General features: G+C 59.6%; 24 protein-coding genes. 18 read left to right on the top strand and 6 right to left on the bottom strand.

From position 1 onward, the window contains the following. Positions 1 to 143: 143 nt before the first annotated feature. The 3 genes from hslU to hslV are packed head-to-tail and all read right to left on the bottom strand — an operon-like array spanning position 144 to position 2486. Positions 144 to 1451, bottom strand: coding sequence for an ATP-dependent protease ATPase subunit HslU (hslU, locus tag AB8B33_RS22585; RefSeq protein ID WP_113183717.1), 1308 nt, complete (start codon positions 1449 to 1451; stop codon positions 144 to 146). Beyond that, complete coding sequence (locus AB8B33_RS22580) at positions 1448 to 1972, bottom strand: GNAT family N-acetyltransferase (RefSeq protein WP_439016945.1); 525 nt, start codon at positions 1970 to 1972, stop codon at positions 1448 to 1450. The genes hslU and AB8B33_RS22580 overlap by 4 nt, the downstream gene beginning before the upstream one ends. Beyond that, a complete protein-coding gene (gene hslV, locus AB8B33_RS22575; protein WP_113322131.1) occupies positions 1959 to 2486 on the bottom strand; it encodes an ATP-dependent protease subunit HslV in 528 nt (175 codons plus the stop codon). The genes AB8B33_RS22580 and hslV overlap by 14 nt, the downstream gene beginning before the upstream one ends. Before the next feature lie 178 nt (positions 2487 to 2664). On the opposite strand from hslV, the gene hisB reads away from it, so the two are divergent. From hisB to coaA, 9 genes are all read left to right on the top strand, one after another. Continuing rightward, a complete protein-coding gene (hisB, locus tag AB8B33_RS22570; RefSeq protein ID WP_439016944.1) occupies positions 2665 to 3273 on the top strand; it encodes an imidazoleglycerol-phosphate dehydratase HisB in 609 nt (202 codons plus the stop codon). A gap of 20 nt (positions 3274 to 3293) precedes the next feature. Next, positions 3294 to 3764, top strand: coding sequence for a DUF2628 domain-containing protein (locus AB8B33_RS22565; RefSeq protein ID WP_439016943.1), 471 nt, complete (start codon positions 3294 to 3296; stop codon positions 3762 to 3764). Next, complete coding sequence (hisH, locus tag AB8B33_RS22560) at positions 3764 to 4414, top strand: imidazole glycerol phosphate synthase subunit HisH (RefSeq protein ID WP_439016942.1); 651 nt, start codon at positions 3764 to 3766, stop codon at positions 4412 to 4414. The genes AB8B33_RS22565 and hisH overlap by 1 nt, the downstream gene beginning before the upstream one ends. Positions 4415 to 4482: 68 nt before the next feature. Beyond that, a complete protein-coding gene (locus tag AB8B33_RS22555; protein ID WP_113322135.1) occupies positions 4483 to 4665 on the top strand; it encodes a hypothetical protein in 183 nt (60 codons plus the stop codon). Next, entirely contained in the window at positions 4665 to 5219 is a 555-nt protein-coding gene (locus tag AB8B33_RS22550; protein ID WP_113322136.1) for a hypothetical protein, read from the top strand. Before AB8B33_RS22555 ends, AB8B33_RS22550 begins: the two co-directional genes overlap by 1 nt. A gap of 5 nt (positions 5220 to 5224) precedes the next feature. After that, positions 5225 to 5971, top strand: a complete 747-nt coding sequence (gene hisA, locus AB8B33_RS22545; protein ID WP_113322137.1) for a 1-(5-phosphoribosyl)-5-[(5-phosphoribosylamino)methylideneamino]imidazole-4-carboxamide isomerase — start codon at positions 5225 to 5227, stop codon at positions 5969 to 5971. Then, positions 5971 to 6759: an imidazole glycerol phosphate synthase subunit HisF gene (hisF, locus tag AB8B33_RS22540; RefSeq protein ID WP_439016941.1), complete on the top strand. Its 789-nt coding sequence runs from the start codon at positions 5971 to 5973 to the stop codon at positions 6757 to 6759. The genes hisA and hisF overlap by 1 nt, the downstream gene beginning before the upstream one ends. 16 nt (positions 6760 to 6775) lie before the next feature. Further along, positions 6776 to 7099: a phosphoribosyl-ATP diphosphatase gene (locus AB8B33_RS22535; protein WP_113322139.1), complete on the top strand. Its 324-nt coding sequence runs from the start codon at positions 6776 to 6778 to the stop codon at positions 7097 to 7099. After that, positions 7096 to 8091: a type I pantothenate kinase gene (gene coaA, locus AB8B33_RS22530; protein WP_310389856.1), complete on the top strand. Its 996-nt coding sequence runs from the start codon at positions 7096 to 7098 to the stop codon at positions 8089 to 8091. The genes AB8B33_RS22535 and coaA overlap by 4 nt, the downstream gene beginning before the upstream one ends. A 12-nt stretch (positions 8092 to 8103) precedes the next feature. Here the strand turns inward: coaA and AB8B33_RS22525 are convergent, their stop codons facing one another. The 3 genes from AB8B33_RS22525 to AB8B33_RS22515 form a co-directional block, all read right to left on the bottom strand. Further along, positions 8104 to 8715: an alpha-ketoglutarate-dependent dioxygenase AlkB family protein gene (locus tag AB8B33_RS22525; RefSeq protein WP_439016940.1), complete on the bottom strand. Its 612-nt coding sequence runs from the start codon at positions 8713 to 8715 to the stop codon at positions 8104 to 8106. A gap of 1 nt (position 8716) precedes the next feature. Next, complete coding sequence (gene arfB, locus AB8B33_RS22520) at positions 8717 to 9154, bottom strand: alternative ribosome rescue aminoacyl-tRNA hydrolase ArfB (protein ID WP_439016939.1); 438 nt, start codon at positions 9152 to 9154, stop codon at positions 8717 to 8719. Between the two features lie 121 nt (positions 9155 to 9275). Continuing rightward, positions 9276 to 10886 carry a phosphoenolpyruvate carboxykinase gene (locus AB8B33_RS22515; RefSeq protein ID WP_439016938.1) on the bottom strand — a complete coding sequence of 537 codons (1611 nt, stop codon included), beginning with the start codon at positions 10884 to 10886 and terminating at the stop codon, positions 9276 to 9278. Between the two features lie 337 nt (positions 10887 to 11223). Between AB8B33_RS22515 and AB8B33_RS22510 the strand changes: the two genes are divergently transcribed. The 9 genes from AB8B33_RS22510 to AB8B33_RS22470 all read left to right on the top strand — a co-directional run bounded on the left by AB8B33_RS22510 (position 11224) and on the right by AB8B33_RS22470 (position 21715). Beyond that, complete coding sequence (locus AB8B33_RS22510; protein ID WP_439017291.1) at positions 11224 to 11961, top strand: response regulator transcription factor; 738 nt, start codon at positions 11224 to 11226, stop codon at positions 11959 to 11961. 77 nt (positions 11962 to 12038) lie between these two features. After that, positions 12039 to 13829, top strand: coding sequence for a sensor histidine kinase (locus AB8B33_RS22505; RefSeq protein WP_007813741.1), 1791 nt, complete (start codon positions 12039 to 12041; stop codon positions 13827 to 13829). Continuing rightward, positions 13826 to 14266, top strand: a complete 441-nt coding sequence (locus AB8B33_RS22500; protein ID WP_439016937.1) for an HPr kinase/phosphorylase — start codon at positions 13826 to 13828, stop codon at positions 14264 to 14266. The genes AB8B33_RS22505 and AB8B33_RS22500 overlap by 4 nt, the downstream gene beginning before the upstream one ends. Before the next feature lie 153 nt (positions 14267 to 14419). Then, positions 14420 to 14821 carry a PTS sugar transporter subunit IIA gene (locus AB8B33_RS22495; protein WP_007813746.1) on the top strand — a complete coding sequence of 134 codons (402 nt, stop codon included), beginning with the start codon at positions 14420 to 14422 and terminating at the stop codon, positions 14819 to 14821. Positions 14822 to 14830: 9 nt separating this feature from the next. Beyond that, on the top strand, positions 14831 to 15106 hold the full coding sequence (locus tag AB8B33_RS22490) for an HPr family phosphocarrier protein (protein ID WP_007813748.1): 276 nt from the start codon (positions 14831 to 14833) through the stop codon (positions 15104 to 15106). Positions 15107 to 15274: 168 nt separating this feature from the next. After that, positions 15275 to 16675, top strand: coding sequence for an adenosylhomocysteinase (gene ahcY / locus AB8B33_RS22485; RefSeq protein ID WP_113322147.1), 1401 nt, complete (start codon positions 15275 to 15277; stop codon positions 16673 to 16675). Positions 16676 to 16877: 202 nt separating this feature from the next. Then, positions 16878 to 19463 carry an ATP-binding protein gene (locus AB8B33_RS22480; RefSeq protein ID WP_439016936.1) on the top strand — a complete coding sequence of 862 codons (2586 nt, stop codon included), beginning with the start codon at positions 16878 to 16880 and terminating at the stop codon, positions 19461 to 19463. Next, positions 19460 to 20971, top strand: coding sequence for a tRNA (adenosine(37)-N6)-threonylcarbamoyltransferase complex ATPase subunit type 1 TsaE (tsaE, locus tag AB8B33_RS22475; RefSeq protein WP_439016935.1), 1512 nt, complete (start codon positions 19460 to 19462; stop codon positions 20969 to 20971). The genes AB8B33_RS22480 and tsaE overlap by 4 nt, the downstream gene beginning before the upstream one ends. 12 nt (positions 20972 to 20983) lie before the next feature. Then, positions 20984 to 21715, top strand: coding sequence for a nucleotidyltransferase family protein (locus tag AB8B33_RS22470; protein ID WP_439016934.1), 732 nt, complete (start codon positions 20984 to 20986; stop codon positions 21713 to 21715). The last annotated feature ends 1 nt before the right edge of the window (position 21716 follow it).

Below are 21716 nucleotides of genomic sequence, written 5' to 3'. Positions count from 1 at the left end.
CTGGACCAGAATCTTGTCCGAATAAAGCCGTACAAAAAACAAAGCGGGCCTTTCACTAAAAAGTAAAAGGCCCGCTGTCGAGAGTTCAGATCGTCAAAGTTTTTGCATTACCTGCGCAAAGACAGGAAACGACGTTCCCCCGATCACAGGATGAAGCGCGACAGGTCGGTATTCTGCGCGAGATCGCCGACATGCTCGCGTACGTAAGCGGCATCGATCTTCACATCCGTGCCGGCGCGATCCGGTGCGTTATAGGAGATGTCGTCCAGCACCCGCTCCATGACCGTCTGCAGGCGGCGCGCGCCGATATTTTCGACGGAGGAGTTCAGATGGACGGCGACATCGGCGAGCGCATCGATCGCGTCATCGGTGAAATCGAGCGTCAGGCTTTCGGTTTCCATCAGCGCCTTGTACTGGCGAATGAGGCTTGCCTCGGTTTCCGTCAAGATGCGGCGGAAGTCTTCCTTGTTCAGCGGACGAAGCTCGACGCGGATCGGCAAGCGGCCCTGCAATTCCGGCAGCAGATCCGACGGCTTGGAAACATGGAAGGCGCCGGAGGCGATGAAGAGGATGTGATCCGTCTTCACCGGGCCGTATTTGGTGGAAACCGTCGTGCCTTCGACGAGCGGCAGCAGGTCGCGCTGGACGCCTTCGCGGGAAACGCCGGCGCCAACACCGCCATCGCGGGCCGCGATCTTGTCGATTTCGTCGAGGAAGACGATGCCGTCATTTTCAACCGAGCGCACAGCCTCGCGCTGGATGACTTCGTTGTCGATAAGTTTATCGGACTCGTCGCGGACCAGGTCTGTGTAGGAGGCCTTCACCGTGGTGCGCACCTTCTTGGTGCGGCCGCCCATCGCCTTGCCGAACATTTCCGACAGGTTCAGCACACCGATATTGGCGCCCGGCATGCCGGGGATATCGAAGCCGCCCATGCCGGAGCCGGTATCGGCCACTTCGATATCGATTTCCTTATCGTCGAGTTCGCCATTGCGCAGCTTCTTGCGGAAGCTTTCACGGGTCGCGGGCGAGGCCGTCGCACCGACCAGCGCATCGAGAACGCGCTCCTCGGCGCTCATATGGGCCTTGGCCTGAACCTCGGCGCGCTTCTTTTCACGCACCAGGCCGATGCCGACTTCGACGAGATCGCGGATGATCTGCTCGACATCACGGCCGACATAACCGACCTCGGTGAACTTCGTGGCTTCGACCTTGATGAAAGGCGCGCCCGCGAGCTTGGCGAGGCGACGGGAGATTTCCGTTTTGCCGACGCCGGTCGGGCCGATCATCAGGATATTCTTCGGCATGACTTCATCGCGCAGGCTCGGATCGAGCTGATGACGGCGCCAGCGGTTACGGAGCGCGATCGCCACGGCGCGTTTGGCTTCATGCTGGCCGATGATGTAACGGTCGAGCTCGGAAACGATCTCGCGGGGAGAAAAAGTAGTCATATCAGATCCGTTTCTTCGGGTAGGTCCATAACCATGAAATGGGCTGGACCATATATGGATGTTCTCGTGTCGAAATGCCGGAAGCCTGCCTTTTCGTAAGCGCGGATCGCTCTTGCATTCGCCGGGTCGGGATCGATCACGATCCGCGTCGCGCCGGCAGCGAAAAGTTCGGCAGCCATCTGCCTGACAATCGTGCTGCCGTGACCCTTGCCCAGCAAGTCCGCATCGCCGATCGAAATATCCAGTCCAAGCGTGCCTTTCGGCTGATCCTGATAAGGATGGCCCTCTTCAAGATGCGGATCGTAACTCTGGAGATACGCAATCGGCGCCCCATCCAGCTCCACGATCATCGGCCGCGTTTCCACGCTCGTCATAGACTCCCTGATCGAAGCAAGCTCCTTGTCGACAGCGCCCCACCATTCCGCAATATGCGGCTCACCGAGCCAGCGCGCCAGAAGCGGAAAATCTCCGTCAGTGACATCGCGGAATGTATATCGGGGTACGCTGTCAGCCTTCGACATCCAGCGTTTCCACGATGACGTTGTGGTTCGTATACACGCAGATGTCGGCAGCAATATCGAGCGAGCGGCGGGCAATCTCTTCGGCGGACTTGTCTGTGTCGGCCAGCGCGAGAGCCGCGGCAAGCGCGAAATTACCACCCGAACCGATGGCCATAACGCCATGCTCAGGTTCCAGCACATCGCCATTACCGGTAATGGCAAGCGTCACCGACTTGTCGGCGACAAGCATCATGGCTTCGAGATTGCGCAAGTAACGGTCAGTACGCCAGTCCTTGGCGAGCTCGACGGCGGCGCGCATCAGCTGACCTGGATATTGCTCCAGTTTCTTCTCGAGCCTTTCCAGAAGCGTGAAGGCGTCGGCCGTCGCACCAGCGAAACCGGCGATCACTTCGCCCTTGCCGATGCGGCGGACCTTGCGGGCATTGCCCTTCATGACGGTCTGGCCGAGGCTGACCTGGCCATCGCCGGCCACCACGACCTTGCCGCCTTTTCGAACTGTAATAATTGTCGTCATCAAACACCTGTTGCCCCAACTCGCGGGCTGTTACAGCGGGCCGAACATCGGCCCTGTCCAACCCTATGTAAGAGGGTCCGCCGCGATTGCAAATGGCCTGCCTTTTCTGCCCTCGCGCTTCTGGATATTTCGCAATGCGCCTGATAAGGAACCACCTTGATTTCAAGGAGAAAGCCATATGGCCGGGACCGCAGCAAGCCGCACGGGAAGCCTTTCCCGCAAGACCAACGAGACCTCCATTTCCGTTTCCGTCAATCTCGACGGCACCGGCAAATCGACGATTTCGACGGGCGTCGGCTTCTTCGACCATATGCTGGAACAGCTTTCGCGACATTCGCTGATCGACATGGAAATCGAGGCCAAGGGTGATCTGCATATCGACGACCATCACACGGTCGAGGATACCGGCATCGCAATCGGCCAGGCGATTTCGAAGGCGCTCGGCGACCGCCGCGGCATCACGCGTTACGCCTCGATCGATCTCGCCATGGACGAGACGATGACGAAGGCGGCTGTCGATCTCTCCGGCCGTCCCTTCCTCGTCTGGAACGTCTCGTTCAGCGCGCCGAAAATCGGTACTTTCGATACCGAACTCGTGCGCGAGTTCTTCCATGCGCTTGCGCAAAATGCCGGGATCACCCTGCATATTCTCAACCACTATGGTGCCAACAACCACCATATTGCAGAGACATGCTTCAAGGCCGTTGCCCGCGTTCTGCGCACGGCGACAGAGATCGATCCGAGACAGGCGGGCCGTGTTCCCTCGACGAAGGGCACGCTCGTCTGAGCCCCAGCAGGGAGCGTCAGATGGCATCCAGCTACGTTTTTCTTGTTCCGCCTGATGGTCAGCGCGAGGACACACGCACGGTCCGCGATGGTTTCTCGTGGCTTGCCTTCCTCTTCCCCTGGATCTGGCTGCTTGCGCATCGTCTCTGGCTTCATGCAATCATTGCCTTCGCACTACAGGCGATCGGCGGCGTGTTGGCAGAGGAATCGGGCTTTGGACTGGCGGGCATGGCGCTCGCCATCGCGGTCAACCTGTTCGTCGGCTTCGAAGGACAAAATTTCCGCATTCGCAATCTCGCCTCCCGCGGCTGGCGGGAAGAGGCCGCGATCGGCGCTTCCTCGATCGACCTTGCGGAAGAGATCTATTTTTCCAGTATCGAGACCGGCGCCGATCTGAAAGCGCCCGAATGGAACCAGGTTTCCGGCCCGCAGGCGCGGCAGAGCCATTCCACTTCCCTCGGTCTCTTCGGTTTTGATGGAGGACGCAAATAATGCGCGTCGCAATTATCGATTACGGCTCTGGCAATCTGCGCTCGGCCACCAAGGCTTTCGAACGCGCGGCCCGTGAAGCCGGTATCGAGGCGGAAATCAACTTGACGGACAAGGCGGAGATCGTTGCCGCTGCCGACCGTATCGTGCTGCCGGGCGTCGGCGCCTATGCCGATTGCCGTCGCGGGCTCGATGCCGTGCCCGGCATGACGGAAGCTCTGCTCGAAGGCGTCGAGCGGAAGGCGCGCCCCTTCCTCGGCATTTGCGTCGGCATGCAGCTCATGTCCTCACACGGTCTTGAGAAGACGACGACCCAAGGCTTCGGCTGGATTCCAGGCGATGTCGTGGAGATGACGCCTGCTGATCCGGAGCTGAAGATCCCGCAGATCGGCTGGAACACGCTCGACCTGAAACATGAACATCCGCTTTTCGACGGCATCCCGACCGGGCCAGATGGCCTGCACGCCTATTTCGTGCACTCCTACCATCTCGCCGCCGAAAATGCCGGCGACGTCATTGCCACCACCGACTATGGCGGGCCGATGACGGCCTTTGTCGGGCGGGACAATATGGCCGGTTCTCAGTTCCACCCAGAAAAAAGCCAGAAGCTTGGGCTGGCGCTGATTGCGAATTTCCTGCGCTGGGCGCCGTAAGGGCTGGCTTTTAATACGCGCGCCTTATTTCTCCTGTAATTGAAAGGGCAGTTACAGGAGCGCGCTCGATGCCGGCTTCGCGGAAATCAGGCAAGATATTCTACAGGTTGCGGCCCTCCAGAGAGGGGCAACCGCCTTTTGTCGATATCAGGCTGCCCGGTGGGGCGATCATCCGCCAGGTGGATGAGGCTCTGCATCACAAAGCACTCGCGAACGCGGCCAAAGCACTCAAAGAGAGGCTCGGCGGCTGATGCAGGAGACCTTTCCAGGAAACGAGAATTCACGGTTGCGATCAGGCGAGATAAGCGCCGGCGATCTCGCCGAAGCGGTGCTGGAATTCTACATCGAAAGCGAGGATGATCTGATCGGCCTGCTTGCCTATGCACTTTACGAGCGCCAGAAGCGCGACTTTATTGTCAGCCATCGCAAGCGCAATGCCGGCCGCTCACCCAATGAGGTGGAAATCGCGGCGGTGACAAGCAACTACCTCTCCGCCGATCTGCGCAGCACGCTGCGCGACCGCGCTTCGCAGATCCTTTCGAGCTATGCCGATACCTATGTCGAAGCCATGGAGCCGCAGATCCAGCTCATGGCCACCAACAGCGAGGCGCTGCGGCAGGCGCGGGATATTGAAAAGTCGGTGAAGAAGCGCACCGGCTTCTGGCGCCAGGTCCGGGTGGCCTTCACCGTGACCCTGCTGCTGATCGTGCTTTTTGCCGCGGTCGCCATTGCCGCTGTCTTTTTTCGTTCGGATATCGTAGATGCGTGGAATGCACTGATGGTGCCCACGACGCTACGGACTTGAGACGAATGATCCTTTTTCCCGCGATCGACCTGAAGGGTGGACAATGCGTTCGCCTGAAGCTCGGCGACATGCAACAGGCAACGGTCTACAACACCGATCCGGCCGCTCAAGCGAAATCCTTCGAAGAGCAGGGTTTCGAATGGCTGCACGTGGTCGATCTCGACGGTGCCTTTGCAGGACATTCGGCCAATGGCGATGCGGTTGAAGCGATCCTCAAGGCCACGAAAAACCCGGTTCAGCTTGGCGGCGGCATCCGCACGCTCGAGCATATCGAGAACTGGCTGTCGCGCGGGCTGCGCCGCGTGATCCTCGGCACCGTTGCCGTCCGTGACCCGGCGCTCGTCATCGAAGCCTGCAAGGCATTTCCGGGCCGTGTCGCCGTCGGCATCGACGCCAAGGGTGGCAAGGTGGCTGTCGAAGGCTGGGCGGAAGCATCCGAACTCGGCATTATCGAGCTTGCGAAGAAATTCGAAGGCGCCGGCGTTGCCGCGATCATTTATACTGATATCGATCGCGATGGCATCCTGACCGGCATCAACTGGGCATCGACACTGGAGCTGGCGGACGCTGTTTCCATCCCGGTCATCGCATCTGGTGGACTCGCCTCGATCGAAGACATCAAGCGCATGCTGCAGCCGGACGCCCGCAAGCTTGAAGGCGCCATCTCCGGCCGAGCCCTTTATGATGGACGGATCGACCCCAAGGAGGCGCTCGATCTCATCAAGGCCGCACGGGCAAAGGAGACCGCATAATGACCCTGAAAGCCCGCGTGATCCCCTGCCTCGACGTCAAGGACGGCCGTGTCGTCAAGGGCGTCAATTTCCTCAATCTGGTCGATGCCGGCGATCCCGTCGAGGCGGCGAAAGCCTATGATGCGGCCGGTGCCGACGAGCTGTGCTTCCTCGACATCACCGCCTCCTCGGACAATCGCGAGACGATCTTCGATGTCGTCACACGCACGGCCGAGCAGTGCTTCATGCCGCTCACCGTCGGCGGCGGCGTGCGGACCATTGCCGATATCCGCAAGCTGCTGCTTTGCGGTGCCGACAAGGTCTCGATCAATTCGGCTGCGGTCAACAATCCGGATTTTGTCGCCGAAGCGGCTGACAAGTTCGGTGACCAGTGCATCGTCGTGTCGATCGATGCCAAGCGCCGGCTGACGCAAAAAGTCGGCGGCGACAATCTCAGCGCCTGGGAAATCTATACACATGGCGGCCGCAACGCGACCGGCATCGATGCGGTGGAATTCGCCCAGAAGATGGTCGCCCGCGGTGCTGGCGAACTGCTCGTCACCTCCATGGACCGCGACGGCACGAAGATCGGCTACGATCTGGAACTGACGCGGGCGATTGCCGATTCCGTCCGTGTGCCCGTCATTGCGTCGGGCGGTGTGGGTGATCTCGACGACCTGGTGGCCGGCGTGAAGGAAGGCCATGCCAATGCGGTGCTTGCCGCATCAATCTTCCATTTCGGCACCTATTCCGTCGGCGAAGCAAAACACTATATGTCTGAGCGCGGCATCGCGATGCGCCTCGACTGAGTTTGAAAGCAGTATCATGAGCGGATTTTCCCTTTCCGACCTTGAGCGGATCGTCGAAGAACGGGCGAAGGCCTCTCCGGACGAATCCTGGACCGCCAAGCTGGTGGCCAGCGGGCAGCAGAAAGCAGCCAAGAAACTCGGCGAGGAAGCGATCGAAGCTGTCATGGCGGCCGTCACCAACGACCGCGATAACCTCACCTATGAAGCAGCCGACGTTCTCTATCACCTAATGGTCGTATTGAAGATTGCTGAAATACCGCTAGAGAATGTCATGACCGAACTTGCGCGAAGGACCGCGCAATCCGGCCTCAAGGAAAAGGCCAGCCGGCAGAATTCATGAGCATCGCGACACAGATTATCGGAGTGGCGGAAAAGCTGGATCACTTCCAGAGTGCATCCTTTTCCCCCTATCACTTCTTCACATCGAAACAGTGGGCTAAGTTTCGTGCCGACACGCCGATGACGCTGACGGCCGATGAGGTCAAACGGCTCCGCTCCATGGGCGACCCGATCGACCTCGACGAAGTCAGGCGCATCTACCTTTCGCTCTCGCGCCTGCTTTCGGCGCATGTGGAATCCTCGCAGCTGCTGTTCGAGCAGCGCAACCGTTTCCTCAGCCTGTCGGACGTGACGAAGACGCCATTCGTGATCGGTATTGCCGGTTCGGTGGCCGTCGGCAAATCCACGACGGCGCGTATCCTGAAAGAGTTGCTCGGCCGGTGGCCGTCCAGCCCCAAGGTCGATCTCGTCACGACGGACGGTTTCCTCTATCCCAATGCCGTGCTGAAGCGCGAGAACCTGATGCAGCGCAAGGGTTTTCCGGAAAGCTACGATACGGGCGCGATCCTGCGTTTCCTGTCGGCGATCAAGGCTGGTCTGCCGGATGTGAAAGCGCCTTCCTATTCGCACCTCGTCTATGACGTGCTGCCGGACGAATATAAGATCGTCGACCGGCCTGACATCCTGATCTTCGAGGGCATCAATGTTCTGCAATCGCGCGATCTGCCAGCTGACGGCAAGATCGTCCCGATGGTGTCCGACTTCTTCGACTTCTCGATCTATATCGACGCCGAGGAAACCCAGATCCACAACTGGTATGTGACGCGTTTTATGCGGCTCAGGGAAACGGCCTTCCGGGATCCGAATTCCTACTTCCACCGTTACGCATCGATCAGCGATGAGGAAGCGATCGCGATCGCAGAGGACCTCTGGGCGAACATCAACCTCAAGAACCTGCGCCAGAACATCCTGCCGACGCGGCCGCGCGCCGATCTCATCCTGCGCAAGGGCAAGGATCATCTGATCGAGCAGGTAGCACTGCGCAAGCTCTAGGATTTTGGTGGGTTAGGGATTAACGCGGCGGAGCGTTAGGTTGATGCGGCCGCCGTTCTTCAGACGCGTGGAGGTGGCCGGGTAGATGCGGTCCACGCCGTGGAAGCAGAGCCGCCCCTCCCCGCCGAGAATGACGAGATCACCGCTCGATAACTTGAACGACATGGTCTTGTCGTTACGGTTCACTCCACCCACGCGAAACAGGCAGGCATTGCCGAGCGAAATTGAGACGACTGGCGCTTTCAAGTCGTTCTCGTCCTTATCCTGATGCAGGCCCATGCGCGCTTCATCGGAGTAGAAATTGACGAGGCAAGCTTCGGGCGGCTTGTCATAGCCCGAAAGATCATTCCAGATTTCCAGCAATTCCGAAGGGATTGACGGCCATGGCCTGCCGGTCGCCGGATGCATCGGCTGGTAGCGGTAGCCGCGCTCCTTGTCCGTCACCCAGCCGAGCGAGCCGCAATTGGTCATCCGGACCGACATAGGTTTGCCGGTGCCGGGCATGACCGGCACGTAGAGTGGCGCTTCAGCGACGATAGCCCTGATAATGCCCACTAGCGCTTCCTGACGGGCGCGATCCAGATATTCGGGAAGATGGCGGACGCCGCTTAGGAGTTCCGGCATATCATTCTCCGCCGCCCGGCCGGCCGCGCATCTTCTTGACTTCTGAACGGCCGGATTTTTCCTTCAGCCGCCGTTCAATCGAGCCCTTGGTCGGCTTTGTCTTCTTACGCGGCGGCGGTGGCGGCTTGGCGGCCTCCAGGACCAGCTCCTTCAGCCGCTCGCGCGCATCCTCGCGGTTGCGGTCCTGGCTGCGGAACCGGCTTGCCTCAATCATCAATACGCCGTCCTTCGACATGCGCCTGCCGGCAAGCTTGATTGCATTGGTCTTGACCCGCTCGTTGAGCGAGGGCGAGTTCGGGATGTTGAAGAAGAGCTGGACGGCGGTCGACACCTTGTTGACGTTCTGACCGCCCGGACCGCCCGCCAGAACGAACTGTTCCGTCAGCTCCCATCCGGCGATGGTAATCCTGTCGTTGATATAGAGCGCGTCGCTGGCCATACCGCCTTCTAGCGCATAATGGCTGCGAATTGAAAGCGGGTGAAATCCAGCGCAAGGGCGACGAAAACCCGGCGCTGGGAACGCCGGGTTTCACGTGAATCGCCAAGAGTTTATTGGTGAATTATTCGGCAGCGACCTTGATGCCGGGTGCTGCATCGCGCACGCCGCCGTCGACATGATCTTCGAACTTGGCGAAGTTGGCGATGAACATGGAGACCAGCTTTTCGGCCTGCGCGTCATAGGCCGGCTTGTCGGCCCAGGTCGAACGCGGATCAAGGATGCCAGTTTCAACGCCTTCGACTGCGACCGGAACGGCAAAGCCGAAATTTGGATCAGCGCGAAGCTCGGCCTTGGCGAGTTCGCCCGAAAGGGCGGCCGTCAGCAATGCGCGGGTTGCCTTGATCGGCATGCGCTTGCCGATGCCGTATGCGCCGCCGGTCCAGCCGGTGTTGACGAGCCAGCACTCGACGCCGTGGCGGCCGATGAGCTCCTTCAGCAGATTGCCGTATTCGGCGGGATGGCGCGGCATGAAGGGAGCGCCGAAGCAGGTCGAGAAGGTTGCTTCCGGTTCCACGACACCCTTTTCGGTGCCTGCCACCTTGGCGGTGTACCCAGAGAGAAAGTGGTACATAGCCTGATCGGGCGTCAGCTTGGCGATCGGCGGCATGACGCCGAAAGCGTCGGCCGTCAGCATGATGATGGTTTTCGGATGGCCCGCAAGACCGGTTTCCGATGCATTCGGAATGAAGTCCATCGGGTAGGCGCAGCGCGTGTTTTCGGTCAGCGACGCATCATCGAAATCCGGCTCGCGGTTTTCGTTGAGAACGACGTTTTCAAGTACAGTGCCGAAGCGCTGGGTGGTGGCATAGATTTCCGGCTCGGCCTCTGCCGAGAGGCGAATGGTTTTGGCGTAGCAGCCACCTTCGAAATTGAAGATGCCGTTTTCACTCCAGCCGTGCTCGTCATCGCCGATCAACGTGCGGGCCGGATCGGCCGAAAGCGTCGTCTTGCCGGTGCCCGAGAGGCCGAAGAAGACAGCGGCATCGCCTTCCGGACCAACATTGGCCGAGCAGTGCATCGGCATGACGCCCTTGGCGGGCAGCAGGTAGTTCAGCACGGTGAAGACCGATTTCTTCATCTCGCCGGCATAAGAAGTGCCGGCAATCAGAACGATGCCGTTCGTCAGATCGCAGGCGATCACCGTTTCGGTACGGCAGCCATAACGCTCCGGATCGGCCTTGAAGCTCGGCAGATCGATGATTGTCAGCTTCGGCGCGAAGCCTGCGAGCGCATCGGCCTTCGGGCGGATCAGCAGGTTACGGATGAAGAGCGAGTGCCAGGCGAATTCGGTGACAACGCGGGTCGGCAGCGCCTGCTCTGCATCGGCACCGCCGATAAGATCCTGCACGAAGAGGTCCTTGCCGGCGGCGTGAGCGAGCATGTCCTTGTGCAGCAGGGCGAAATGCTCCGGCGACATCGGCTTGTTATTGTCCCACCAGATCTGGCCATCGGTGTTTTCCTCGCGGACGACGAACTTGTCGCGCGGTGAGCGGCCCGTGTGCTGGCCGGTGGTCGCGCGAAGGGCGCCTTGGGCTGTCAGTTCGGCCTCTCCCCGGCGAATCGATTCCTCATAGAGAAGAGCGGCGGAGAGGTTGTAACGTACGCTCCGTACGTCGCTGAAACCGATCGTCGCCAGCTCGATTGCCTGGTTATGAACTCCGAACGTCTCCATAGCTTTTCCCTTCGCTGAGGCGCCTTGGCCGTTAAAATTAACGCGAAAATAAGAGGAGAAATTTTAAATGGCAATAGCCCTAATCCAGGAAAAGACAATGATATCAAATAATTAATCGATTTAAATTCTATAAGTTCATTTTAAATCGTTTGAAGACCGCCTGTTGAAACAACTTGTCGCACCACTTCCGATTGCTGCTTATACGGGTAGGCAATCTACCCCTTTATCTTTGCCACAATTTGTTCCACCTTTATCCTCCATAAGCGCAACCGGTCACGAAGACCGCCTGGGGACGACCAATCCGGGAGATTGCGCACTGATGACGGAGACCAACACCATGCCGACAATCGCGCTCGTTGACGACGACCGCAACATCCTCACTTCCGTGTCGATTGCACTGGAAGCAGAAGGATATAAGGTCGAGACCTACACGGACGGCGCTTCCGCGCTGGATGGGCTGCTCGCGCGCCCGCCACAGCTGGCGATCTTCGATATCAAGATGCCGCGCATGGATGGCATGGAGTTGCTTCGCCGGCTTCGCCAGAAGTCGGACATTCCGGTCATCTTCCTAACTTCCAAGGATGAGGAGATCGACGAGCTCTTCGGCCTGAAGATGGGCGCCGACGATTTCATCACCAAGCCTTTCTCCCAGCGTCTGCTGGTTGAGCGCGTGCGCGCTGTGCTGCGCCGCGCCTCGAGCCGCGAGGCGGCAGCGGCCGGTGGCAGCGCAACTGTCGGCGCGCCGAAGGCGGGTGCAGTTCAGCAGGCCCGTTCGCTCGAGCGCGGCCAGCTGGTCATGGACCAGGAACGCCACACCTGCACCTGGAAGGGTGAGGCAGTCACCCTCACCGTCACCGAATTCCTGATCCTGCATTCGCTGGCTCAGCGCCCGGGTGTGGTGAAAAGCCGCGACGCCCTGATGGATGCCGCCTATGACGAACAGGTGTATGTTGATGACCGCACCATCGACAGCCACATCAAGCGGCTGCGCAAGAAGTTCAAGATGGTCGATACTGACTTTGATATGATTGAAACGCTTTACGGTGTGGGTTATCGCTTCCGCGAAGCAGCCTGACGCCTCGAGGCGCGGCAAGAGACGGTTGAGGGCGGCGGGCCGGTCAAGCTGGCCCCGCCCTCCGAAAGGGCCTGTCATTGGCACAGTTGGTGCAGGAAAGGGATCTGGATGATGCGGAGGGCGTGAGCACTCGACGCGTCAGAGGCCGGCGTTGGTCGCATCCCTTCACCCTGATCCGCCGCATCTTCGGCAATGCCGTCTTTTCGAGCCTGACGCGCCGCATCGTCTTCTTCAACCTTGCGGCCCTGCTCGTCCTCGTCGGTGGCATTCTCTACCTCAACCAGTTCCGCGAAGGCCTGATCGACGCGCGCGTCGAGAGCCTGCTGACACAGGGTGAAATCATCGCCGGCGCGGTTTCGGCCTCGGCCTCCGTCGACACGAACTCGATTACCATCGATCCGCAGAAGCTGCTCGAACTGCAGGCCGGCCAGAGCATTACGCCGGTTCCGAACGACGAAGATCTCGAATTCCCGATCGATCCGGAAAAGGTGGCACCGGTTCTTCGGCGGCTGATCTCGCCGACCCGCACCCGCGCCCGCATCTTCGATGCCGATGCCAATCTGCTGCTCGATTCCCGGCATCTCTATTCGCGTGGCCAGGTTCTGCGTTTCGACCTGCCGCCGGTGGAGGAAGAAAAACAGACCTGGAGCGAATGGTTCACAGCCCTCTTCAACAAGGCGCTGCAGCCGGGCAATCTTCCGGTCTACAAGGAAGCGCCTGGTGGCGACGGCTCGATCTATCCCGAGGTGATGAACGCGCTGACGGGTGTACGCGGCGCAGTCGTGCGTACGACGGAAAAGGGCGAGCTCATCGTTTCGGTTGCCGTTCCGATCCAGCGCTTCCGGGCCGTGCTTGGCGTGCTGCTGCTATCGACGCAGGCCGGCGATATCGACAATATCGTGCATGCCGAGCGTCTCGCCATCATGCGCGTCTTCGGCGTTGCGACGCTCGTCAACGTGCTGATGGCGCTCGTGCTTTCCTCGACCATCGCCAATCCGCTGCGCCGGCTTTCGGCGGCGGCCATCCGGGTGCGCCGCGGCGCCAAGGAACGAGAGGAAATTCCAGACTTTTCGGCGCGCCAGGACGAAATCGGCAACCTTTCCATAGCACTGCGCGAAATGACGACGGCTCTCTACGACCGGATCGATGCGATCGAGAGCTTTGCGGCCGATGTCAGCCATGAGCTGAAGAACCCGCTGACCTCGCTGCGCAGCGCCGTCGAAACACTGCCGCTCGCCAAATCCGACGATTCCAAGAAGCGGCTGATGGATGTCATCCAGCACGATGTCCGCCGTCTCGACCGTCTGATCAGCGATATCTCCGATGCATCCCGCCTCGATGCCGAGCTTGCGCGCGTCGATGCCGGATCTGTCGATCTGGAAGTATTTCTGCGCGACCTCATCGACGTATCGCGCCAGATCCGCAGCACCAAGAAGAAGGTCGAGATCGACTATGCCGTCGATCGCAAGCCGAACGTCAAGACGCGCTTCGTCGTCAAGGGACATGACCTGCGTATCGGCCAGATCATCACCAACCTGATTGAAAATGCCCGCTCCTTCGTGCCGGAGCAGAACGGCAAGATCACAGTGCGTCTAGTCCGTACCCGTTCCCGTTGCGTCGTCTATATCGAAGACAACGGTCCGGGCATCCAGGCAGAGAATATCGACCGCATCTTCGAACGCTTTTATACCGACCGGCCGGAATCCGAAGGCTTCGGCCAGAATTCCGGCCTCGGGCTTTCGATCAGCCGGCAGATCGCCGAGGCGCATGGCGGTTCATTGCGGGCCGAAAACATCGTCGACGACGAGAGTGGCAAGCTGCTCGGCGCTCGCTTCATCCTTGCGCTTCCGGCCGATGCCGCGGCATGATCAACATCCACGCCACCGCAATCGTCATCGGAAAGACTGGCCTGCTGTTCACCGGCCCCTCTGGCTGGGGCAAGTCGATAACCGCTTTTACTTGCATGGCGGAGGCACGGCGGCAGGGTATTTTTTCTGTTCTCGTGGCCGATGATCAAGTATTTCTTTCGAAACAGGGCGGAGCAATCATTGCCACCTGTCCGCCCGCGATTGCCGGGCTCATCGAATTGCGCGGCACCGGGATCGTAAAGCACGATCATGTCGCCCAGGCAGCGATGCATTTTGCAGTCCTGCCGGCCAGCGCCACGGGCGAAAACCGGCTCCCTGCGGGGGGAGAAACCGTCGTTCTTGCCGAGGGTTTTGAGCTGCCTGTACTGCGACTATTGCCCAATCTTCCCCTGCCTCTTGCCGTGTTGATGGCAAAAGCACCGGAAATAGGAAGTTGAGGCCTTCCGGACGGCCCGATACGGCCTATACATTTATATTTTTATCTTGCACTTCGGCTTTTGATCGCCAAGATGTGCCCCCACCGGTGGACGTAATTGCTGCGTTGCGATATTGGGGCCACGGTTTGCGTATGCCATGGGAGCAGTAATATCATGATCGGACTTGTGCTTGTCACTCATGGCAAGCTGGCTGAAGAGTTTCGTCATGCCGTAGAGCACGTCGTCGGTCCTCAGAAATTCATCGAAACGGTCTGTATCGGACCGGAAGACGATATGGACCAAAGACGACAGGACATTCTCGAAGCCGTTTCCGGCGCAGACGACGGCCATGGCGTCGTCATTCTCACCGACATGTTCGGCGGTACCCCTTCCAATCTCGCAATCTCGGTGATGAGCAGCGGCCACACCGAAGTCATCGCCGGCGTCAACCTGCCGATGCTGATCAAGCTCGCCGGCGTACGCGGCGAGAACAACATGGAAAAGGCGCTTGCCGAGGCTTCGGAGGCAGGCCGCAAGTACATCAACGTTGCGAGCCGGGTCCTGAGCGGAAAGTAAGAAGCCTCCATGACACCGCTCTCCCGGGAACTCCTTATTATCAACAAGCGCGGCCTGCATGCGCGCGCTTCGGCAAAATTCGTCCAGACGGTCGATGCCTTCGATGCAACGATCACCGTTTCCAAAGACGGCATGACGGTTGGGGGAACCTCCATCATGGGCCTTATGATGCTTGCAGCAAGCCCCGGCTCCAGCGTCATCGTCTCGGCGACCGGCAACCAGGCTGCCGAAGCACTAAATGCCCTCGATCAGCTCATCCAGAACAAGTTCGGCGAAGAAATCTGATCTTCAGCGCCATATAAAGATATAAAGACTTCTTTATATCCCCGTTGCCTTCCCGGCTGAAGCCTGCTAAACGGCGAGCATGACGTGCATTCCGCACGTGTTCGATCCGTTGCGGTCATCGTCGCGTCCTTGCGATGTTTTTGAGACGTTTTCAGCCTGGAGAGCCCTATGAGCACTGAAAAAGATTATGTTGTCGCCGATATCGGTCTTGCAGATTTCGGCCGCAAGGAAATCACCATCGCCGAAACCGAAATGCCCGGCCTCATGTCCTGCCGCGCCGAATTCGGTGAATCCAAGCCACTGAAGGGCGCGCGCATTACCGGCTCGCTGCACATGACGATCCAGACGGCTGTCCTCATCGAGACGCTGGTCGCGCTCGGCGCCGAAGTCCGCTGGGCTTCGTGCAACATCTTCTCAACGCAGGACCATGCCGCTGCGGCGATCGCCGCTTCCGGCGTTCCGGTCTTCGCAATCAAGGGCGAGTCTCTTGAGGATTATTGGGTTTACACCGACAAGATTTTCCAGTGGGCCGATGGCGGCTTCTCCAACATGATCCTCGATGATGGCGGCGATGCCACCATGTACATCCTTCTCGGCGCCCGCGCCGAAGCCGGTGAGGACGTTCTCTCCAACCCGCATTCCGAAGAAGAGGAAATCCTCTTCGCGCAGATCAAGAAGCGCCTTACCGCTTCGCCCGGCTGGTTCACCAAGCAGCGTGAAGCAATCAAGGGTGTCACTGAAGAAACCACGACAGGCGTCAACCGTCTTTACCAGCTCAGCCAGAAGGGCCTCCTGCCTTTCCCCGCGATCAACGTCAACGATTCCGTCACCAAGTCGAAGTTCGACAACAAGTACGGCTGCAAGGAATCGCTGGTTGACGGCATCCGCCGCGGCACCGACGTGATGATGGCCGGCAAGGTTGCCGTCGTCTGCGGTTACGGCGATGTTGGCAAGGGTTCTGCGGCTTCGCTTTCCGGCGCTGGCGCCCGCGTCAAGGTCACGGAAGCCGATCCGATCTGCGCCCTGCAGGCCGCCATGGACGGTTATGAAGTCGTTCTGCTCGAGGACGTCGTTTCCTCCGCCGATATCTTCATCACCACGACCGGCAACAAGGACGTCATCCGCATCGACCATATGCGTCAGATGAAGGACATGGCGATCGTCGGCAATATCGGCCACTTCGACAACGAAATCGAAGTTGCCGCGCTGCGTAACCTCAAGTGGACAAACGTCAAGCCGCAGGTCGACCTGATCGAGTTCCCGAAGGGCAACCGCATTATCCTTCTCTCCGAAGGCCGCCTCTTGAACCTCGGCAACGCAACGGGCCATCCGTCCTTCGTCATGTCGGCCTCGTTCACCAACCAGACGCTGGCGCAGATCGAGCTCTTCACCAAGCCCGGCCAGTACGAGAACAAGGTCTACATCCTGCCGAAGCACCTCGACGAGAAGGTCGCGCGCCTGCATCTCGACAAGCTCGGCGTAAAGCTTACCCAGCTCAGCGAAGAGCAGGCTGCCTATATCGGCGTGAAGCCGCAGGGTCCGTTCAAGTCCGACCACTACAGATACTGATTTCGTCTTCGATATCCACAAGATGTGGTAGCCCCAGCATTGACAAATGCTGGGGCTTATTTTTTGGGCGCTCTCTTTCCGACGATTCCCTTCCGAAGTATTGTTTTGAGACTTGATTCGTGGCTTCGGAGCTCTCCGTTTTCCACGAAAATGGGATGTCTTGTCGTGATGCGGCACATTAAAGGACGGAGACATACCGAGGATGTCGGAAATGAAACACAGCCTGCCCAGCCAGGTGGAGGGTCGCGCATATGCCGCTGACCGTCCGCTTCAGGCAGGCCAAAAATATAGGTTTGCCGCGGTCCTTGTGACTGCAAGGCAAAAGCATTGGTCTTTGGCACGTATTGCAAAGCTGTGCGCTGCGAGCACTGCAGTCGTCGCACCGGCTTGGCCGGCTCTGGCGCAGGCGCAGCCAGGTATTGGTGCGTCAGCACATCTTTTCACCTCCTCGCAAGTCGTCGGCCTTTCCGTCGTCATTGGCGTCATTTCAGCCGCCCTGCTTTCGACGCTCTGGCTGGTGCGGCAGCGCGGCAATCTCGAAAATGAAAGCCGCGAGATCCGCTCGGCACTTTCGGACGCGCAGCAGCGCATCTCCCAATATGAGGCGCTCATTGCCGACAAGAACCGGCGCATCGTCATCTGGGATGGCGTCGCCCGGCCGGAACTCCTCGGCCAGCTTCCGCCGGAAACAGGCGCTCCACAGGACAATGAATTCCTTGCCTTCGGTCTCTGGCTGAAGGCGCGGTCGGCTTCCGAGCTGGAGCGGGCGGTCGGCCGTCTCCGTGAACAGGCCGAAAGTTTCGACATGGTGATCGAGACTATCAGAGACGAGGTAATCGAAGCACAAGGCCGTGTTTCCGGCGGTCGCGCCTTCGTGCGCTTCGTGGCGCTCAACAATCTGCGCGCCGAGCTGGCTGAACTGAAGATCGAGCGCGATCGGCTGATGACGTCGATCTCGGCCTTCCAGAGCATGCTGGACGCCATCGATATGCCGGCCTGGCAGCGTGATACCGCCGGGCGTCTGACCTGGGTGAACCATGCCTATGGCGATGCCGTCGAAGCACAATCGCCGCAGCAGGCCGTCAATGAAGGCCGTGAAATCCTGACGACGATCGCCCGCGAGCGCATCCACGCCACGGCGACGCCGGAATCGCCTTTCCACGACACAATTTCGACAGTCGTGCGCGGCAACCGCACTTTCTTTGATGTGGTCGACGTAAAGGTCCCCAGCGGCTCGGCCGGTCTTGCCGTCGATGTTTCCGATATCGAAGCGGTTCGCGCCGAACTGGAGCGGACGCTTAAGAGCCATGCTGAAACACTCGATCATCTGGCGACACCCGTCGCCATTTTCGACGGCGACCGCCGGCTGCAATTCTACAATCAGGCCTTCGTCTCACTTTGGGAGCTCGATATCGCCTTCCTCGAAAGCAAGCCTGACAATAGCGAACTTCTGGAACGCCTTCGTGCCGCCAAGAAACTGCCGGACCAACTGAACTGGAAATCGTGGAAGGAAACGGCGCTTTCCGTCTATCGTTCGCTCGATACGCAATCCGATCTCTGGCACCTGCCGAACGGGCAGACGCTGCGCGTCTTTGCGACCGCGCATCCGCAGGGTGGCGCGACATGGGTCTTCGAGAACCTGACCGAGCAAGTCGATCTCGAGACGCGCTACAATACGCTGGTGAAGGTACAGGGCGAGACGATTGATCACCTTTCGGAAGGCGTTGCCGTCTTCGGGCCTGACGGCCGTATCCGCCTCTCCAACCCGGCCTTCCGGGCACTCTGGGGCATCACGGAGACTGAAGCCAAGCCCGGCACGCATATCCGCGGCATCGGCGAGGCTTGCGCCCCGTCCTATGACCAGCCCGACGGCTGGAAGACCTTCGCGGAGTTGATCACCAGCTTCGACGACGAGCGTCGTTCCAGCCAGGGAACGCTCGAACTGCTGTCCGGCCTCGTGCTCGACTTTGCTGTCATCCCGCTGCCCAACGCTCAGACCATGCTGACCTTCGTCAACATGACAGACAGCGTACGGGCCGAACGGGCGCTGACGGAAAAGAACGAAGCGCTGCGCAAGGCGGACGAGCTGAAGAATGACTTCGTGCAGCACGTCTCCTATGAGCTGCGCTCGCCGCTGACGAACATCATCGGCTTCACCGATCTGCTGCGCACGCCGGGTGTGGGCCCGCTGAACGAGCGGCAGGCCGAATATATCGACCATATCGCCACCTCGTCCTCCGTGCTCTTGACACTCGTCAACGACATCCTTGATCTCGCGACCGTCGATGCCGGCATCATGCGGCTCAACTATGCGGAAATCGATCTCGCCGATCTTCTCGACGACGTCTCCATGCAGATCGCCGACCGGCTGCACGAGAGCGGCGTTTCGCTGGAGATCACCGCGCCCGCCTATCTGGGCTCGATCGTTGCCGATCCGCAGCGGCTGAAGCAGATCCTGCTGAAGCTTCTGGCCAATGCCGCCAATTTCTCGCCCGAGGGCGTATCGATTGCGCTGGAATGCCGCCGGGAAGGTACGGACTTCGTCTTCTCGGTGCGGGATCGCGGACCTGGCATTTCGCCCGATATGATCGCGACGGTTTTCGACCGTTTCGCAACCGGCGCCAAGAGCGGAAAGCGTGGCGGCGCCGGGCTTGGCCTCTCGATCGTCGACAGCTTCGTCAGCCTGCATAATGGCGAAGTCAGCATCGACAGCGAGCCCGGCAGGGGAACAACGGTGACCTGCCGCATCCCTTCCATCAACCTGCCGCATTCCGTCGCTGCCGAATGACGCAAGGCGACGTCATCTCGTTTTTCCTGGAAGACGAGGCAGCAACCCTCCGCCTCGGCAATGATCTGGCGCTGGCGCTGAAGGCCGGTGATTGCTTGGCGCTGTCGGGCGATCTCGGCGCCGGAAAATCCTCGCTGGCGCGGGCTTTCCTGCGCACCATGGCTGATGATGACGGGCTGGAAGTTCCGAGCCCCACTTTCACGCTGGTGCAATCTTACGATCTGCGCATTCCCGTCTCGCATTTCGATCTCTACCGGCTCGGCGACCCCTCGGAACTGACGGAGCTCGGCTTCGACGAAGCGCTTGAAAACGGCATCTGCATCGTCGAATGGCCCGAGATGGCGGAAGGTGAGTTGCCCGTATCGCGCATCTCCCTGCGGCTCGAACATGAGGGTGCCGGTCGTCGCGTGACGATCAATGCACCAGAGAAGGCGGCGGCCCGCATCCATCGTGTTCTCGCAATCCGGAGATTCCTGACAGATGCAGGTTATGGCGATGCCCAGCGGCGATTCCTTACAGGAGACGCTTCGCTTCGGGCCTATGAATATTTCCATCTGAGCGACGGCACACGGAAAATCCTTATGGATTGGCGGCCCCCTCCGGAAGGCCCGCCGATCTATGACGGCAAGCCCTATCCGAAGGTCGCGCATCTGGCGGTCGACGCCTATCCATTCGTCGCGATCGCCGATGCGTTGCGCGAACGTGGTTTTGCTACGCCGATGATCGAAAAGGTCGATTACGAGCAGGGCATCCTACTGATCGAGGATCTCGGCACTGAAGGCGTTCTGGACGAGAACGGCCAGCCGATTGCCGAGCGCTACCGCGCGAGTGTCGCCTGCCTTGCCCATCTTCATTCGATGCAGATCCCGCAGGATATCCCGGTTACGGCCACACATACGCATCACATTCCGGATTTCGATCGCACCGCCATGAAGATGGAAGTGCGGCTCGTGCTCGACTGGCATATCGCCTGGAAACGAGGCACGGGGCCGACGGATGCCGAGCGTGACGATTATCTGGCGATCTGGGATAATCTGATCGACGAGCTGCAATCGGCCGAGAAGAACCTGCTGCTGCGCGATTTCCATTCGCCGAATATCATCTGGCGCGAACATGAAAGCGGCATCCGCAAGATCGGCATTATCGACTTCCAGGATGCGATGATCGGGCCAACAGCCTACGATGTTGCCTCCATCGTTCAGGATGCGCGCGTCACGATCGAACCGGATCTCTTCCAGGAGTTGATGGATGATTATCTTTCGCTCCGACAGGCCCAGGGCGGTTTTGACGAAGCTGGATTCATGAAGGCGTGGGCTATCATGTCGGCGCAACGCAACTGCAAACTTGCCGGCCTGTGGGTGCGGCTCTTGCAGCGGGACGGCAAACCCGGCTATCTGCAACATATGCCGCGTACGCTGTCTTATCTGAAGGTGGCGCTGGAACACGAGGCGCTTGCCCCCTTGCGCGAATGGTGCACAAGGGCTGGAATAGTCCCAGTCGAATCATAAGACCGGATCAGTATGACCATCAGACAAGCCATGGTACTGGCCGCGGGGCTCGGAACCCGCATGCGCCCGATTACCAACACGATTCCGAAGCCTCTGGTGAAGATCGGCGAAAAGCCGATGATCAACTATGCGCTGGATTCGCTTGTCGAAGCCGGCGTAGAGCGAGCTGCCGTCAATGTCCATCATTTCGCAGATCAGATGGAAGCTCACCTTAAGAGCTATCCCGGGCTTGATATCCTTGTTTCCGACGAGCGCGAGGCGCTGATGGATTCCGGCGGCGGGCTGGCAAAGGGGCTGAAGCTCCTCGGCCGCGAACCGGTCTTCGTCATGAATGCTGATCTCTTCTGGATCGGCGAGCCGGCGGGTCAACCCAGCAATCTGCGACGATTAGCCGGATTCTTCGACACCGAACGCATGGATATGGCGCTGCTGTGCGTGCGCATCAAGGACACGACGGGTCATAACGGCAAGAACGACTTCAGCCTGGGGCCCGACGGTCGATTGACGCGCTATCGCGACGATCCCTCCAATCCGGTTGTTTATGCCGGTGCGATTGTCATGCGCCCTGCGCTGCTGGACGATGCACCCGAAGAACCCTTCAACCTCAATGTCTATTTCGACAAGGCGATCGCCCGCGGCCGGCTTTTCGGCATGATGATGGAAGGTCATTGGCTGACGGTCGGCACGCCTGATGCGATTGACGATGCGGAGGAGACGATCCGGCGATTCCGGGCGTTTGCGTGAC

The organism is Rhizobium sp. 768_B6_N1_8, assembly GCF_051811225.1.
In the GTDB taxonomy this organism is placed as follows: Bacteria; Pseudomonadota; Alphaproteobacteria; order Rhizobiales; family Rhizobiaceae; genus Rhizobium.
The sequence above is the reverse complement of the archived record's forward strand: the minus strand, read 5'-3'. Positions and strand labels throughout refer to the sequence as shown.